10 protein-coding genes, 1 tRNA gene and 8 pseudogenes are annotated in these 14,644 nt (G+C 70.5%); 12 read left to right on the top strand and 7 right to left on the bottom strand.

Going from position 1 to position 14,644, the window contains the following annotated elements; all coding sequences use genetic code 11:
- Positions 1 to 12: 12 nt before the first annotated feature.
- Together UG55_RS36915 and UG55_RS36920 are read right to left on the bottom strand one after the other, a co-directional pair.
- Positions 13 to 442, bottom strand: a 430-nt coding sequence (locus UG55_RS36915; RefSeq protein ID WP_242424329.1) for an aminotransferase class I/II-fold pyridoxal phosphate-dependent enzyme, incomplete at its 5' end; no start/stop codon positions are given.
- A gap of 1 nt (position 443) precedes the next feature.
- Positions 444 to 1,341, bottom strand: a pseudogene (locus UG55_RS36920) (aminotransferase class I/II-fold pyridoxal phosphate-dependent enzyme); the annotation flags it as partial.
- Positions 1,342 to 1,886: 545 nt separating this feature from the next.
- Between UG55_RS36920 and UG55_RS14400 the strand changes: the two are divergent.
- Entirely contained in the window at positions 1,887 to 2,624 is a 738-nt protein-coding gene (locus tag UG55_RS14400) for a class I SAM-dependent methyltransferase (protein ID WP_066068495.1), read from the top strand.
- A 13-nt stretch (positions 2,625 to 2,637) separates the two neighbouring features.
- Here UG55_RS14400 and aat read toward each other — a convergent pair whose 3' ends face one another.
- The 3 genes and pseudogenes from aat to UG55_RS14410 all read right to left on the bottom strand — a co-directional run.
- Positions 2,638 to 3,582 (bottom strand): leucyl/phenylalanyl-tRNA--protein transferase, encoded by a 945-nt coding sequence (aat, locus tag UG55_RS14405; RefSeq protein ID WP_066068354.1) that lies wholly within the window; start codon positions 3,580 to 3,582, stop codon positions 2,638 to 2,640.
- The coding region (locus UG55_RS36925) for an EAL domain-containing protein (RefSeq protein ID WP_242424330.1) at positions 3,576 to 4,592 on the bottom strand (1,017 nt) is incomplete at its 5' end. The genes UG55_RS36925 and aat, both read right to left, overlap by 7 nt.
- Position 4,593: 1 nt before the next feature.
- Positions 4,594 to 6,092 (bottom strand): annotated as a pseudogene (locus UG55_RS14410) (diguanylate cyclase domain-containing protein); the annotation flags it as partial.
- 447 nt (positions 6,093 to 6,539) lie between these two features.
- On the opposite strand from UG55_RS14410, the gene UG55_RS14415 reads away from it, so the two are divergent.
- Positions 6,540 to 7,412, top strand: coding sequence for an LLM class F420-dependent oxidoreductase (locus UG55_RS14415; protein ID WP_066068357.1), 873 nt, complete (start codon positions 6,540 to 6,542; stop codon positions 7,410 to 7,412).
- A gap of 135 nt (positions 7,413 to 7,547) precedes the next feature.
- Here UG55_RS14415 and UG55_RS14420 read toward each other — a convergent pair whose 3' ends face one another.
- Positions 7,548 to 8,378 carry a patatin-like phospholipase family protein gene (locus UG55_RS14420; RefSeq protein WP_066068360.1) on the bottom strand — a complete coding sequence of 277 codons (831 nt, stop codon included), beginning with the start codon at positions 8,376 to 8,378 and terminating at the stop codon, positions 7,548 to 7,550.
- A 308-nt stretch (positions 8,379 to 8,686) separates the two neighbouring features.
- Here UG55_RS14420 and UG55_RS47300 point away from each other — a divergent pair.
- The 7 genes and pseudogenes from UG55_RS47300 to UG55_RS27345 all read left to right on the top strand — a co-directional run.
- Positions 8,687 to 8,855 (top strand): annotated as a pseudogene (locus UG55_RS47300) (DNA methyltransferase); the annotation flags it as partial.
- Between the two features lies 1 nt (position 8,856).
- A pseudogene (locus UG55_RS47305) lies at positions 8,857 to 9,949 on the top strand (DNA methyltransferase); the annotation flags it as partial.
- Positions 9,950 to 10,152: 203 nt separating this feature from the next.
- Positions 10,153 to 10,824, top strand: a complete 672-nt coding sequence (locus tag UG55_RS14430) for a hypothetical protein (protein WP_242424331.1) — start codon at positions 10,153 to 10,155, stop codon at positions 10,822 to 10,824.
- Between the two features lie 517 nt (positions 10,825 to 11,341).
- Positions 11,342 to 11,571 (top strand): alcohol dehydrogenase catalytic domain-containing protein (locus tag UG55_RS45405; RefSeq protein ID WP_396230909.1); only part of this gene is annotated, 230 nt, incomplete at its 3' end.
- Between the two features lies 1 nt (position 11,572).
- Positions 11,573 to 12,352 (top strand): annotated as a pseudogene (locus UG55_RS36930) (NADP-dependent oxidoreductase); the annotation flags it as partial.
- A gap of 829 nt (positions 12,353 to 13,181) precedes the next feature.
- Positions 13,182 to 13,538: hypothetical protein (locus UG55_RS30040; RefSeq protein ID WP_206779371.1), on the top strand; the 357-nt coding region annotated here is incomplete at its 3' end.
- A 178-nt stretch (positions 13,539 to 13,716) separates the two neighbouring features.
- Positions 13,717 to 13,959: an AlpA family transcriptional regulator gene (locus tag UG55_RS27345; protein ID WP_255360482.1), complete on the top strand. Its 243-nt coding sequence runs from the start codon at positions 13,717 to 13,719 to the stop codon at positions 13,957 to 13,959.
- Positions 13,960 to 13,975: 16 nt separating this feature from the next.
- Here the strand turns inward: UG55_RS27345 and UG55_RS14440 are convergent.
- A tRNA-Arg gene (locus UG55_RS14440) sits at positions 13,976 to 14,047 on the bottom strand.
- Positions 14,048 to 14,120: 73 nt separating this feature from the next.
- Here UG55_RS14440 and UG55_RS45410 point away from each other — a divergent pair.
- From UG55_RS45410 to UG55_RS36940, 3 pseudogenes are all read left to right on the top strand, one after another.
- Positions 14,121 to 14,189, top strand: a pseudogene (locus UG55_RS45410) (response regulator); the annotation flags it as partial.
- A gap of 1 nt (position 14,190) precedes the next feature.
- Positions 14,191 to 14,351: pseudogene (locus UG55_RS36935) on the top strand (response regulator); the annotation flags it as partial.
- 1 nt (position 14,352) lies between these two features.
- A pseudogene (locus UG55_RS36940) lies at positions 14,353 to 14,507 on the top strand (response regulator); the annotation flags it as partial.
- Between the last annotated feature and the right edge of the window lie 137 nt (positions 14,508 to 14,644).

The raw sequence follows: 14,644 nt of genomic DNA on the forward strand, positions 1-14,644 counted from the left end.
ACCCGGCCCGGGTCAGTCGAGGCGGCGCAGGGGGAATCTGACCGCCGCGTCGGCCAGGACGTCCAACAGGGTGTCGATCTCCGCCTCGGTGTTCGCCGCGGTGACCTGGACCCGGACCCCGACCTGGTCCCGCGGGACCACCGGGTACGGCGCCACCGTCACGTAGATGCCCTGCTCGTAGAGGAAGGCGCCGAGCGCGTCCGCCTGGTCGGGATCGGCGAGCGGGATCTCCACGACGGGATGGCCCGAGGTGTTGAGGGTGGCCAGCCCGAGCGAGCTGATTCCGTCCAGGACACGTCTGGTCAGGGTGTACAGGGCCAGCCGGGCCTGTTCGCCCCGCTCGGCGTTCACCCGCAGGCCGACCTGGGCGGTCGCCAGCGATGCCACCGGCGGCGGGCCGGAGAAGATGTAGGGGTTGGCCATGGTCTTCAGGTAGTCCTTCNGCTCCGTCGGGCAGGTCGCGAACGCGAGCAGCGAGGAGTAGGACTTCGAGAAGCCGCCGACCAGGACGACGTCGTCGTAGCTCTGCCCCAGGTGGCGCAGGATGCCGTTGCCGCGCAGGCCGTACGGGGTCGGCTCGGCCGGGGAGCGCTCGCCCAGAATCCCGAAGCCGTGCGCGTCGTCGACGTAGAGGACCGCCTCGTGCGCTCGGACGATGTCGATGAGTTCGGCCAGCGGCGGCCAGTTGCCCGTCATGCTGTTCACCCCGTCGATCGCGACGACCCGGGGGAACGTCGGGCAGGCACGCAGTGCCCGGTCCAGCCGGTCGAGCCGGTCCTCCCGGAAGTGGCGCACGGTGGCGCCGTGCCCACGGGCCATCACGGCGCCGTCATGCAACGAGGCGTGGGCATGGACCTCGACGAACAGGGCGCCCTTGCCAACGAGTGCGGGCAGCACTGACAGGTGAATGTGGCTGATCGTGGGGAGGAGCAGGGTGTCGGGTGCGCCGAGAAGCTCGGCGAGAGTCTGCTCGATCTCGGTGAACAGTCGTGGGCCGGCAATCATCCGGGACCAGCTCGGGTGGGTTCCCCAACGGTCCAGGTACTCCGGAACGGCCTCGATGATCTCGCGGTCGAGATCAAGCCCGAGATAGTTGCAGGAAGCGAAATCGATCAGCCAGCGACCGGCCACCCGAATGCGGCGCCCGTCGATTCCGTCCACCTGCGAGTCATAGAACGGTGACTGTCGGCGCATGCGGTCCATCTCGGCCATGACGCCATAGGGTCGCTCCAGCACACGGCGGACGCCCAGGCCCACGGAAGGCTGGTCGCGTGTCACGATCCGTGTGCGGATAGTTTCGAGGTCGGATGGTGCGGGGGAGGAATCCGAAAGCTGGGTCATCCNGCCCTCTCCCGGCCCCGGGGGGCGTGCCGGGGTGTTGGTGCCATCGCCGTCACCGGCCTCTCAGGATTCCCGAGACGCAGTCTCCGGGTCATGGGAAACGAGAAGAATCGACGAAAGACCGCCCGGGTCGCGGTGAGATAATGCGCAGTACACGCCCCGTGGCGAAGAGCCACATATGCACATTAGCTGGTCGAGCCGGAGTCATCCACCGCTTTCCCGTTTTCCTGGAGGCACACCCGAGCGCTGTGCGGCCCCGCCCGCCGACGGCCGGTGCGGCCGGGCCGCCCGGTCGGTCGGCCGCGCGCCCGTGTGGCTGCCCCCTGCCAGCACCCTGCCGGCCGGCCGGCAGGCAGCCGGCGCTGGAGGTCCGCGGGAGACGGGGCGTCTCCCGGCCCGCGCCGGCCGGTGCCGTCCCGGCGCGGACAACCCTGTGCGGGCGTGGTGTTATCGTCCCCGGCATGTCCGAGACCGTGTCCGCTTCGAACAGCCCGACGTCGAGCGCGCCGGCTTCGGCCAGGCCCGCGTCCGAGGGCCCGCCGGTCGTGCGTGACCTTCCCTACGCGGGCTTCGGCCTGTCCCGGTCGGTCACCCTCTTCAAGGCGCACCGCAAGGAGCCGGTCGACCCCGCCGGGTTCTACTCGCTCATCGCCGCGGACTCCGTCCGCCAGCTGGAGCGGTACACCTCGCTGTCCGGTCAGCTGGTGCTCGACGTCGGCGGCGGTCCCGGCTACTTCCGGTCCGCCTTCCTGGACGCCGGAGCCCGCTACTACTGGGTCGAGCCAGACGTCTCCGAGATGGAGGCGGGCGGGATCGAGGTGCCGGGGCGGATCCGCGGCAGCGCCCTCGAGCTGCCCTTCCGGACCGACTCGATCGACCTCTGCTACAGCTCGAACGTCCTGGAGCACGTTCCCGACCCGTGGCGGATGTGCGCCGAACTGGTGCGGGTCACCCAGCCCGGTGGGCTCATCTTCCTCAGCTACACCAACTGGCTGTCACCCTGGGGCGGGCACGAGACGGCGCCCTGGCACTACCTCGGCGGGCACCGGGCCGCGGAGCGGTTCCGCAGGCGCGAGGGCCGGGCGCCGAAGAACCGGTTCGGAGAGACCCTCTTCCCGGTGTCGGTCGCCGGGACCCTCGCGTGGGCCCGGCAGCGTGACGATGTCGTGGTCGTCGACGCCATGCCGCGGTACCTGCCGGACTGGGCGAAGGTGATCCTCCGGGTCCCCGGTGCGCGCGAGGTCGTCACCTGGAACCTCGCCCTGGTGCTTCGCAAGGTCTAGTACTTCGCAAGGTCTAGCCCGTCCCGCCGGGCCCCCGCGGCTCACCGGCCGGGGGCCGGCCGGAGGGCCGCCGGAGCTCCGCCGGCGTGGGCTGCCGGGGCGGTGCGAGCCGGGCGACGGGCAGGCGGTCGCATTCCAGCCGTATCTCGTCGTCGCGCACCGCCCGCAGCGTGGCCAGGAAGTCCGACCGCGGAATCTCCCGGGCACCGAGCGTTACCAGGTGCTCAGTCGTGAGCTGGGTGTCGAGCAGCTTTCCGCCGGCCTGCCCGAAGCGGTCCAGGAAATCGGCCAGGGCGACCTTGGACGCGTCCGTGGCGCGATGGAACATGGATTCGCCCATGAAGACCCGCCCGACCAGCACGCCGTACATTCCGCCGACGAGCCGGTCGTCGTCCCAGATCTCGATGCTGTGGGCCCAGCCGAGGGCGTGCAGTTCGGCGAAGCCCTCGATCAGCTCCTCGGTTATCCACTGGTACGGGCCGTCCCGCCGACAGCCGCGGACGACGTCCACGAAGCACGTGTTCAGGGTGCTGGTCCAGGTGCTCCGGCGGAGGCGGCTGACCAGCGAGCGGCGGATCCGCATCGCGCCGGGCACCAGCACCGACCGCGGGTCCGGGCACCACCAGGGCGGGTCCAGCAGGTCCGGGCCACCGACGGGCGGGCCGCCGGTGCGGGGGAGCGCCCCCGGCGGGGTCGCCGGCCGGGGCACGGGGGGGATCCGCGGGATGATCCCGCGTTCGACGGCAGTGCCGAGAACGGCGCGCAGCTCGGCGGCCTCGGCGGGGTCGTCCGACGGCCACGGGAAGGCGCCCTGACGGTAGGCGCCGACGAGATTCGCCGGTGTCATACCGCCCCCGGCCGCGACCGGGCCGTACCCGGGCGCCTGGTCCAGATAGCGCTCCAGGAGCGGATGGTCCCAGCCGGACCGCGAGCGACCGGGCCTCGGTGGGGTCAGCATCGCAGCTGCCCCGCGGGCGCCGGTGTCCTGCGCTCGCCCGCCCGCCGCCCGCCCGCCGGCAGCCCTCCTGTCTTCAGGGCGTCCGTCTCCAGGGTGTCCGTCTTCAGGGCGCCTGTGCCCAGGCCGCCGGTGCCCAGGCCGCCGGTGCTCAGTTCGTCCGTGCTCAGTTCGTCCCTCTTCAGGCGGTCGAGGCTCGGGTCCTCGGCACTGCCGGGCTTGGCGAGCGGGCCGGAGGCCGGCTCGGTCTCCGCCCACTCGACACAGGAGACGGGTGAGGAGAGGACCGCCGTCAGCTCCGCCGCGGGCCGCGGCCGGCCCAGGAAGTATCCCTGGGCCAGATCGCACCCGTAGTTCCGCAGCTTGGTCAGCGCGCTGGCGCTGTCCACGCCCTCCACCACGATCCGCAGGCCCAGCTCGTGCGCGAGCCCGATCGTCGAGCGGACGATCGCCTCCGCCTTCTGCCGGCGCGCCCGGGAGCCGTCCTCCAGCCGGGTGACGAAGGACTTGTCCATCTTCAGGATGTCGACCGGGAGCTCCTGGAGATAGGCGAGCGACGAGTAGCCCGTGCCGTAGTCGTCCACGGCGATCTGGACGCCGAGAGCGCGCAGCTCGTCCAGGACCGCGGCGGAGCGGACCAGGTCCCGCATCAGCGTGGTCTCGGTGATCTCCAGTTCCAGTGCCGCGGGGGGCAGCGAGTACTGCCGGAGCAGGCGGCGGACCTGGTCCGGGAAGGCGCGGTCCAGCAGGTCCGAGGCGGCGAGGTTGACGGCGACGGTGACGTCCACGGCGGCGTCCCGCCAGCGCTGGCACTGGGCCAGTGCCAGCTCCAGCACCTCGACCGTCAGCGTGCGCATCAGCCCCGCCTGTTCGGCCAGGGGGACGAATGCCTCGGGGGTCAGCAGACCGCGGGAGGGGTGTCGCCAGCGGACCAGCGCCTCCACGCCGTGCGGGCGCCCGGAACCCAGGTCGACCTTCTCCTGGTAGTGGACCTCGATCTGGCCGGTTCCCAGNGCGGCCCGCAGGGATTCGATCATGTCCAGGCGCAGCAGCGTGTTGACCTCCGCGCCCGGGCGGTAGTACTCCACCCCGGTACGGCCGGACTTCGCGCCGTACATGGCGACGTCCGCCCGCTGCAGGAGGGTCTGCGCGTCGAGCGCGTGGTCCGGGTGGAGAGCGGCGCCGATGCTCGCCCCGACGTGCAGGGTCATCCCGGCGACGTCGAAGGGGTCCGACAGCGCGAGCAGGACGCGCTCGGCCACCCGCCGGGCGGTGTCGGCGTCGGCGTCCTCCAACAGGACGGCGAACTCGTCCCCGCCGAGGCGGGCGTGCACGTCACCGGGCCGCAGCGCCCCCGAGATGCGGGAACCGACCTCGATGAGCAGGGCGTCGCCCATGTGGTGGCCGAACGAGTCGTTGACCTCCTTGAACCGGTCCAGATCCAGCAGCAGAAGGGCGGACGAGTCGCCGTGCGCCGAGTTCGCCTCCATCTGGGAGAGCCGTTCGAGGAATCCGCGCCGGTTGGTCAGGCCGGTGAGGTCGTCGGTGTGGGCGAGCACCTTGCTGTCGGCGAGCTGCTGCACCTCGACGAAGGTCATCGCCGCGCGGGCGAGCGCGGTGAGCACGGTCGCCGCCGCCAGCACGACCGTCACGAACGGCAGGCCCACGGTGGAGCCGATGACGAGCAGCGCCAGTGCCACGACAGTCAGGACGAGCGGGACCGCGATGACGCTCCACCCGGACATCGGCGTCGGCCGCCGCCATGGCTGCCGCTGCCAGGCCGCGAACGCGGGGGGCAGCAGCGAGAGCAGCCAGACGACGTCCAGCAGACCACCGAGGGCGTACTCGTCGTTCGTGATCAGGACCAGGACGCAGGAGTCGGCGAGCGCGAAGCCGCCGAGCCCACCGCCGAGCAGCCACCAGACCCGGCCGGGCTGCCAGCGCAGCAGCCCGAAGCCGGTGACCACCAACAGCAGCAGCAGCAGGTCGGCGAGGGGGTAGACGAGGCTGAGCACGATCATCGAGGGTTCCCCGGGGCCCGCGTCGATGATCCATGAACCGATGCCGCTGCTGAGCGCCGCCACCCCGAGGGCACCCACCAGCGCGTCGAGCCAGACACTCGGGTGGAAGCGCAGCACCCGCTGCCGCAGCAGCAGGATGACAGCGATGTAACAGGCGGGGTAGAAGAGCAGCCAGCCGATGTCCGCCGCCGACCCGCCGCTGGTCTGGGCCCCCGAGTCCTCGTCGACCAGGAGGCTGAAGTAGACGCCGCCGAGACCGTAGCTGATGATCCCGGCTCCGAGCAGGGCCCAGGGCGCCCGTACCCCGCGCAGGAGCACCGCCCGCAGGATGCACAGCAGGCCGGAGACGACCGTGACGGCAGCCCGCAGTGACACGACGGCCGGTTGGTCCGCATCCACTCCGACCAGGGTGACCGCCGTGTACAGCGCGGCGGCGAGCAGCAGCGACAGCTGCGCCAGGCGGATCACGCGGAACCGGCGCGGCGCCGGCATCGAGATCGTCAAGCGTCGCTCGCACGCTCGGGGGCGACCCGCCCCGGTGCGGCGGTGGCTGCCCCGGGCGCGAGGGTGGCTGCCGCGGGCGCCGGGGTGGCCGCGCCGGCCGCGACGGCACGCGGACCCGCCGGCTGAACGGTAAGGCCGCGCCGTGGCGGCCTGCCACCAGCTTGGCGACACACGGGCCCGGACATGGGGGAAATTCTCATACATGCGTCTTCGCGGTCCGCATGGGGTGGTGGTCCGTGGCGGGATGCCTGGGTGCTTGTTGTTGCGGGTCACACAGTGCGCACCCGGCGGTGCTGTTCCGGTGGCCGGCCCGGCCCGGCCGGTGCCGGCCGGGCCGGCGGCGCGATGTGGACGGGCCGGGCGCGCACTGTTTGATGTCCAGGGGAGAACACGAGTTCCCCGGTGGCCATCGGACATGTTCTGGGAGGAGTCGACGTGCGACTTGGGGTGCAGATTCCGGACTTCACCCGGCCCGCGGGGCCCGCGGATCTCGGCCGCGCACTAGCCGAGGTGGCGGGTGAGGTCGATGCCGCGGGGTTCGACTATCTGGCCGTGATGGACCACTTCTTCCAGATCGACTTCGTCGGTCCGCCCGAGCACGACATGCTGGAGGCATACACCACGCTGGGCTATCTGGCCGCGAACACCCGCAGAGTGAAACTACTGGCGCTGGTCACCGGGACGATCTACCGCGAACCCGGAATCCTGGCCAAAATCATCAGTACGCTGGACGTCCTTTCCGGCGGCCGGGCGGTCCTCGGTATCGGTGCGGCCTGGAACGAGGAGGAGTCAGTCGGGCTCGGAATTCCCTTTCCGCCGGTCGCCGAACGGTTCGAGCGCCTGGAGGAGGCCCTGCAGATCTGCCTGCGGATGTGGTCGGAGGACGAGAGCCCGTGGGCCGGGAAGCACTATCAGCTGGCCCGCCCGCTCAACTTCCCCGCGCCGCTGACCCGCCCGCATCCGCCGATCATGATCGGCGGCGGGGGGGAGAAGAAGACGCTGCGGCTGGTGGCGCGGTACGGGCAGGCGTGCAACCTGTTCTTCGGCCCTGACCTCGGGCACAAGCTGGACGTCCTGCGCCGGCACTGTGACGCCGAGGGGCGCGACTACGACGAGATCACCAAGACCTGCTATTACTCGTTCGACGTGGGTGAATCCGGCGAGAACGTCGGGCGCATCCTCGACGATCTCGGGACGCTGGCCGAGCTCGGTTTCTCCGTCGCGCTCGGAAGCGTCGCGAACGTCTGGGGGATCGAGCCGCTGCGGATCCTCGGGGAACGGGTCGTGCCGGCGGCGGCCGAGCTCTGACGTTCCGCTGTCGGCCCCGCTGCCTGTGAGTTCAGGCAGGCAGGCAGCCCCAGTCGGGCGGGAGAGCGCCCGGTGCCCGGTGCCCGGTGCCGGCGGGTGCGGGTGGCGCGCCGGCACCGGGCGGGAGTCGCGAGATCAGCCCTTCCACAGCTCGCGGACGCTGTCCGCGACGGTGGCGGCCTGCTCCCGTCCCGCGCGGGCGGCGGCGGCGCGGATCGCCGGGTCGAGGATGTTCGAGCCGAAGGCGGCCCGGGACGCCTCGTCCGAGGTGACGACGAGCACCCGACTGCCGGCACGTTCGAGGCGCCGCACCTCCGTCGGAATTCCCATACCGTTCACCGGCGCGAGAATCAGCACCCGTTCATGGCCTTCCGCCAGATCCGCGTTGATCACCGACCGCATCCCGCCGTCGACGTACCGGCGATGGTCCACGGTCACCGGTGGGAACACGCCCGGCAGGGCGGAACTCGCCGCGACCGCGTCCACCAGATGAACGCCGGAGTCGCGGTCGAAGGCCACCCAGTCACCCGTTTCGGCGTCCACCGCCACCACCATCAGGCGGCGCCGGGGCCATTCGCGCACCGAAAGTCGGCCGGCCACGATCTGCCAACGATCCTCTTCTGAGGGGACCTCGGCAGCCAGCGCGTACGCGCCGATGCGGGCGCGGGCGTCGCGCGCGCCGCGCGAGCCCGCGGTGACCTGGGCCAGGGTCGACATGAGTTCGCTGTAGTCGAACTCGACCGTCGGTTCGGCGGTCGGGTCGGCGGGGGCGAGCTGCCGCGAATAGAGCAGATCGAGATCCGCGCCGCTGCTGATCAGCGCTCCCACCGTTGAGCCCGCCGAGGTCCCGACGATCAGGTCGGCGTCGGAAACGTCGATGCCCGCCTCGGCGAGACCGACCATGAGGCCGATCTCCCAGGCGATACCGGCCACGCCTCCGCCGCCGAGGACCAGCGCGTGCCGCATCCAACACACCTCTCCGCGACAGCCCTCGTCAGGGTCCGTCGCTTTCAGAAGGGCTTTTAGGAACTACGCACCGGAGGTGGCAAGACACCGCCCAAATCGCCCGATCGTGCCAGGCCATTGCGGCATGGAGATCGCCGCGGTGTAGATAAAAGGACGGTGACCAGGTCTGATCGGTACCAGACCGCTCGTGCTCCCGAGCAAAGACGGCGGACGGCATCAGGCGCCGCCGGTCCGGACCCGGGTTGCCAGCGTGACATTCCGGGGCAGGTCGCCGCCACGGACATCGGATCTTTCGCTGGAGGCCCCAAATGACCGCGGCCATTGACCGGACGTCCCTGGCGCGAAACGAGCACCTGACCTTTCGGGCGAACCGCGGAGCCGGGCGGCACGGCTGGCTGCGGCTCACCCCGGCCTTCGGTGTCCGGCTCGTGCGGAGCCGGATTTGTCGGCTGCCCGCGGGCTCGGTCGTCACCGACCNGTTCTCGGGCACCGGGACGACGCCGCTGGCAGCGGCCGAGCTCGGTCATCTCGGCCAGAGCACGGACGTCAATCCGTTTCTTGTCTGGCTCGGCCGGGCAAAGGTGCGTCGCTACCTCCCCGAAACCCTGGCCGAGGCACGGGGCGCCGTCCTGGCGGTCGTCGCCGGGGCCACCCGGGCCGACCCCGGCGCCGCGCTGTGGCAGCCGGACATCCACCGGATCGAGAAATGGTGGGGGCCGGGAGAGCTGCACGCCCTGCGGGCCCTGCGAGCGGCGATAGACGCCTATTCGGGCCCGGTGGGGGACCTGCTCCAGATCGCCCTGTGCCGGGTGCTCATATCGGTCAGCAACGCGGCTTTCAACCACCAGTCGATGTCGTTCGCGGCGGGGGCGGCGGGGTCGGCGGCGGCGTCCTACGACCGGCGGGCCGCCGCCGCGGCCGGCGCGACGATCGCGAGATTCGGCACCGAGGCCGCGGAGCTCATCGAGTCGGCGGGCCTCGACCTGCCGGGTACGGCCACGGTCCGCGAGGGGGACTCCCGCGCGCACACCGCCGACCTGCGGCAGGCGGACCTGCTGCTCACCAGCCCGCCCTACGTGAACCGGATGTCCTACATCCGGGAGCTGCGGCCCTACATGTACTGGCTTCGCTTCCTCGACCGTGCCGTCGACGCCGGGCGGCTCGACTGGCGCGCGATCGGCGGGACCTGGGGAGCCGCCACCTCGAACCTGCGGACCTGGACGCCGACCACGCCGACCCCGGTGGACGCGGAGCTGGACACCGTGTGCGCGCGGATCGCCGCCGCGGGGGACCGCAACGGGCCGCTGTTGGCCACCTACGTGCGGAAATACCACCACGACATGTGGCTGCACTTCCAGGCCAGCGCCAGTCTGGTCCGGCCCGGTGGGAGGGTGTCGTACATCGTCGGGAACTCGACCTTCTACGGCAACTCCGTGCCGGCGCAGGAGTGGTACGCGCGCATGCTCCGGGAACTCGGATATGTCGGCGTCGAGGTCGAGGTGATCAGAAAGCGTAACTCGAACAAAGCCCTCTTCGAGTTCGATGTGCGGGCTTCTCGCCCGGGTGGCTAGACGCATGCGGGCCTGCCTGCTCCCACCCGGACAGTAGGCGGAACATTCGGCGGGCGGCGGTGTGCGTTTATCATCGGTCCTCCGGCGGACCACCCGCCGAAAACGCTCGGGAGGCCAGGTGACCCCCACGGCCCTGGCGACCGCTGACGGCCGCGGACAGCGGCCGCAGGTTGACGTACGAGTATGAGGCAGACAGATATCCCGTGACGACCACCACGACCCGAACCCGGCCCTGGGCGACACCGGCAACACGGATCGCCGTCATCGTCGCCGAGATCGCCGCGCCCGCGGTGCTCGTCACGGCGCTGCTCGTGCTCATCTCGTGGCACGAGGCACCGGATCTGGCCCATGGCCTGCTCTGGGGTGCCGTTTCAGTACTGTTCGGGACGGCCATCCCGATGGCGTTCGTCCTCTATGGCGTGCGCCGGCGCCGCTGGTCGGATCATCACGTTCCCGAACGCAGCAAGCGAATGGCTCCGATGCTGTTCGGCTGCGCCTCGGTCGGCGCCGGCTGCATTCTCCTGCTGGCCTTCGACGCGCCGAAGAACCTGGTCACTGTCTATGTCACCATCATTGTGGAGGCGCTGGTCCTCACCGGGATCACCCGATTCTGGAAAATCAGCGGGCATGTGGCGGCGGCGGCGAGCTGCGCCACCGTCGCCATGTTCCTGTTCGGGCGGTCCTTCGCGCTCTGCTGGCTGCTGGTCCCGGTCGTGGCGTGGGCGCGGGTCCAGACGAGAAACGCCCGGCTTGCCCAGGGCCCGGCCGAGGACCACGACGAGATCGACGGCCACACCCCGGCCCAGACACTCGCCGGCGCCGCGGTGGCGGCCGTGACGGTCGCCACCGCCTGCCTGCTGGCAGGAACCCGGTAGCGGGCGGCCCCGGCGCGGCATCGCCATCCGGGAGCGGGTCTCGACGCCCCGACACCACGAGGGCGCGCGACACCAAGAAGGGCGCCGTGGCGGCAAGAAAGGCACCGTGGCGGAACCAAAGACGGCGTGGCAGCACGAAAGGCGCGGAAACGGCACGAAAGTTGTGCGGGCGGATGACGGGGTCGCGCGGCGCGGCCAACGGCGCGCCCGCGGATGACCTCGACTTTTCGAGTTCTCCCGCCCGTGCCGTAGGCTCGCCGAAACCCGCGTGCGGAAAAGGTCGCAGGCAGGCCCGTTCGAATCGGAAAACGACGGTATAGCGTGCGAGTTCGACGCCCGCCCGGCAGGCGACGCCAGGCAGCGATGCCTCGGTGNCGTGCGCGGTGACGACGGCGTGCCCGATGGCGAGTATTTGGTCGCGGTTCTTCCCGGTATCAGCGCGTGTTTGGCTCCCGGCCCGGTGGGCGGAGCGGTGCTTCGGTGACGGGAAACCCGGCCGCGACGAGAGGCGAAGGCGATGCCGGCGAACACGATGAAGGCGATCCGGCTGCATGAGCACGGTGGCCCGGAGGTGCTGCGTTGCGAGGAGGTGCCGATCCCCGTGCCGGCGCCGGGTGAGGTGCTCGTGCGCGTGCACGCGGTGGGCGTCAATCCCCCGGACCGGTATGTCCGCGACGGAATGCTCGACGTCCCGCCCGAGCTGCGGCCGAAGATTGCCCTGCCGGTCATTCCGGGAACAGACGTTTCNGGTGTCGTCGAGGCTGTTGCCGGGGATGTCCGCGACCTCGCCGCCGGCGACGAGGTCTTCGGCCTCCTGCGCTTTCCCGGCCTGGCGGGCGGCGGCTACGCCGAATACGTCACCGCGCCCGCCTCGGATTTCGCACCGAAACCGCCGGGGATCGATCACCTGCACGCCGCGGGGGTGCCGATGGCCGGCCTCACCGCCTGGCAGTTCCTGATCGAACTAGGACATGACCAGCCGTCGCCGTTCCAGGCGACCCGGCATTGCCCGATGGAGCTCGGCGCCAAGACGACGGTGCTCGTCAACGGCGCCGCGGGTGGCGTGGGGCACTTCGCGGTCCAGCTCGCGAAGTGGCGGGGCGCCCGCGTCATCGCGGTGGCCTCGGGCACGCACGAGTCGTTCCTGCGCGAACTCGGTGTCGATCAGTTCATCGACTACACCAGGAACCGCCCCGAGGACATCGCGGACGAGGTCGATCTCGTGCTCGACACCGTCGGCGGTCGCGAGAGCGCTCGCCTGCTGCGCACTCTCCGGCCCGGTGGCGCGTTGTACCCGGTGTTCTTCGGCGACTACGACCCCGCGGAGACCGCGAGGCTGGGGGTCACGATCTCGGCCACCCAGGTGCGTTCGAACGGCCGTCAACTCGCGGAACTCGGGCACCTGCTCGACGCGGGCACCCTGCGCGTCGCCATCGACAGCACATTCCCGCTCGCCGAGGCCCGGAGGGCCCACGAACGAGCCGACCGCGGGCACCTCCAGGGCAAGATCGTACTCACAGCCGGGTGAGGCCGAGTCACCCACCGACGACGGGCCGACACCCGTGGCGTTCCCGGTGATCTCCTGGCCGACGCCGTGCGGAGCGGGGCGCTGGCCGCCAGTTCCAGGGTTTCTCGTCGGACTCGAAGTGTCGCTCGCGCCCGGGGTTGTACAGCCGCGGTACGGCCGGGGAAACCAGGGAGCCGAGTCGCAGGTGGCTGCCGGCACCCGCTGAGGCGGATGTTCTGGGCGCGAGCGCTTCGCCCGTCGTCAACGATCGCGACACGTCGGCCCCGGTACCTCGGGATGGTGAAGTCGTGCAGGAAGTCCGCGTCCGGCGGTCTCGGTGAGGCGGCCCGGGGCGGGCGGCATCCGTGCTATATCACGGAACGGTCACGGACGCCGGTATCGTGAGGCCCGGCGGCTCCGTCGGTGTTGGGTGAGAGTTCAGCGTGCGGGCTGCGGACCACGGCCGAGTAATCCCGCCAAATTGCGGCGACTAGTGGCGAGGGCGGCGGACCGTTGGCACCGCCATGTCAGTGCCAGCCCGGACATGCCCGTGGNGCGTATCGAGAATGCACAGCGGGGCTGTGACCTGCGCATTGTTCATGTGCTTCGGACCGCCTGCCGCCGCTGGGATGCCGCTGTGGGGCTGGGTTTCGTCGGGGGTGTGCCTCGGATCCGGTAGGGGTCGCGGGTAAATGAGCGGCCGGTCCTGGGAGCTGGCGTCACTGAACTTCTAGACTAAGCGCGTTATGTCGTGCTTCACTTGTGTGGCACTGCGCCCATCAGCGGCGCGCACTCGTGCGTCGTCCCGGCTCCTCCCCCTGTTCAGTGGAGGTACCTCATGCCCAGTCAAATGCTCGGACGGATCGTTGTTGGTGCCGCTGGCCCGGTCGCCCTGACCGTGGCCTCGGCGACGGCCAATCCAGTCGCCGCCGATACCACCGGGCCATCGGCCGAGAGGTCGAGCAGCACTTTCAACGGCTGCAACTACCACGCGTACCAGCCATTCTTCAGGTCCGGTTCCAACAGTTATCTGGAGTTCTGGGCCGGATTCGACTGCCCCGGTGGGGGCGGCTACTCGCTTGACATCTTCGTCCAGAAGAAGGGGATCGGCAGTTCTACCTGGGCGACCCCTAACACTCCCCAGACCCATCTGAACTGGAGAGCGGATACACCTTGGAACTACTACAATTACCTGGGGCAGTTCTGTNGCGTGATCGATCCCGATCAGCCGTACTACGTTCGCACGAAGGCGGTAATGGTGCGCGGAATAGCTGACAGTCCGGGTAGCCCCGCAGTTTTCAGCCCGGAAAGGCTGGTCCCCGCATCTGCGAACTGCTAGTGCGCTGACAGGGTGCATCGAGCCTCGTTCGGCCCGGGCGGGCGTCATCGCAGAGGTCGCGGCGATGCTGGGCCTGGGCAGGACGAAGATCTACGAGCTGATGGCCACGGGCGAACTCGCCTGGATACCGATCGGGCGGCGTGGGCGGCGAGTCGAGCCCCGCGCCGTACAGGAGTTCATCGAGCGGCACCGTGCTGCCGGTGGGCGAGGCGGCCTGACCACAGATGCGGGTAAACCGTGGTCGAGATCTGGAGCGGGCAGGCCGGCGACGCTACGACCGGCGTCATGACCCGGGCTTGCGCGTGTGCCCCCGGCAGGATTCGAACCTGCGCACCCGCCTCCGGAGGGCGGTGCTCTATCCCCTGAGCTACGGGGGCTCCAGGGCAACGAGGCATACCGTACCAGGCGGGAACGGCAGACTGTGCAACGCGGTGCCCGTAAGCTTCGCCCGTGTACTTCAGCGCCCCCCGGGTACTCGTCGTCGACGACGACGCGGTGATCCGTCAGCTCGTGGTCGTCNACCTCGAACTGGAAGGCTTCGAGGTGCACACCGCGGTCGACGGGGCCGACTGTCTCGAGCGGGTCCATGAGATCGCCCCCGCGGTGATCACGCTGGACATCATGATGCCGCGGGTGAACGGCTGGGACGTCGCGGCGCGGCTGCGGGACGACCCCGCGACCNCCGGCATCAAAGTGATCATGCTCACCGCGCGTGCCCAGGAGGCGGACGTCAAGCGTGGTGCCCGGCTCGGTGTCGACTACTACCTGACGAAGCCGTTCGACCCGGATCTCCTCATCGGCGTGGTCAGCAGGCTGGCGTCGGGTCAGCCGGTCTGATCCCGGCGGGCTGCCCGGCTCGGGGCACGGCCCCGTGTTCCGGTCCGCTCTGTGGTCTCGACCTGAGCCCGGCTGTGGTCCGATGGCGGCTGGTCCGCGCCCCGATGCGCTGGCCAGACCGCCCGGTGCTCCGGTCC

Origin of the sequence: Frankia sp. EI5c (genome assembly GCF_001636565.1) — a bacterium.
GTDB lineage: Bacteria > Actinomycetota > Actinomycetes > Frankiales > Frankiaceae > Parafrankia.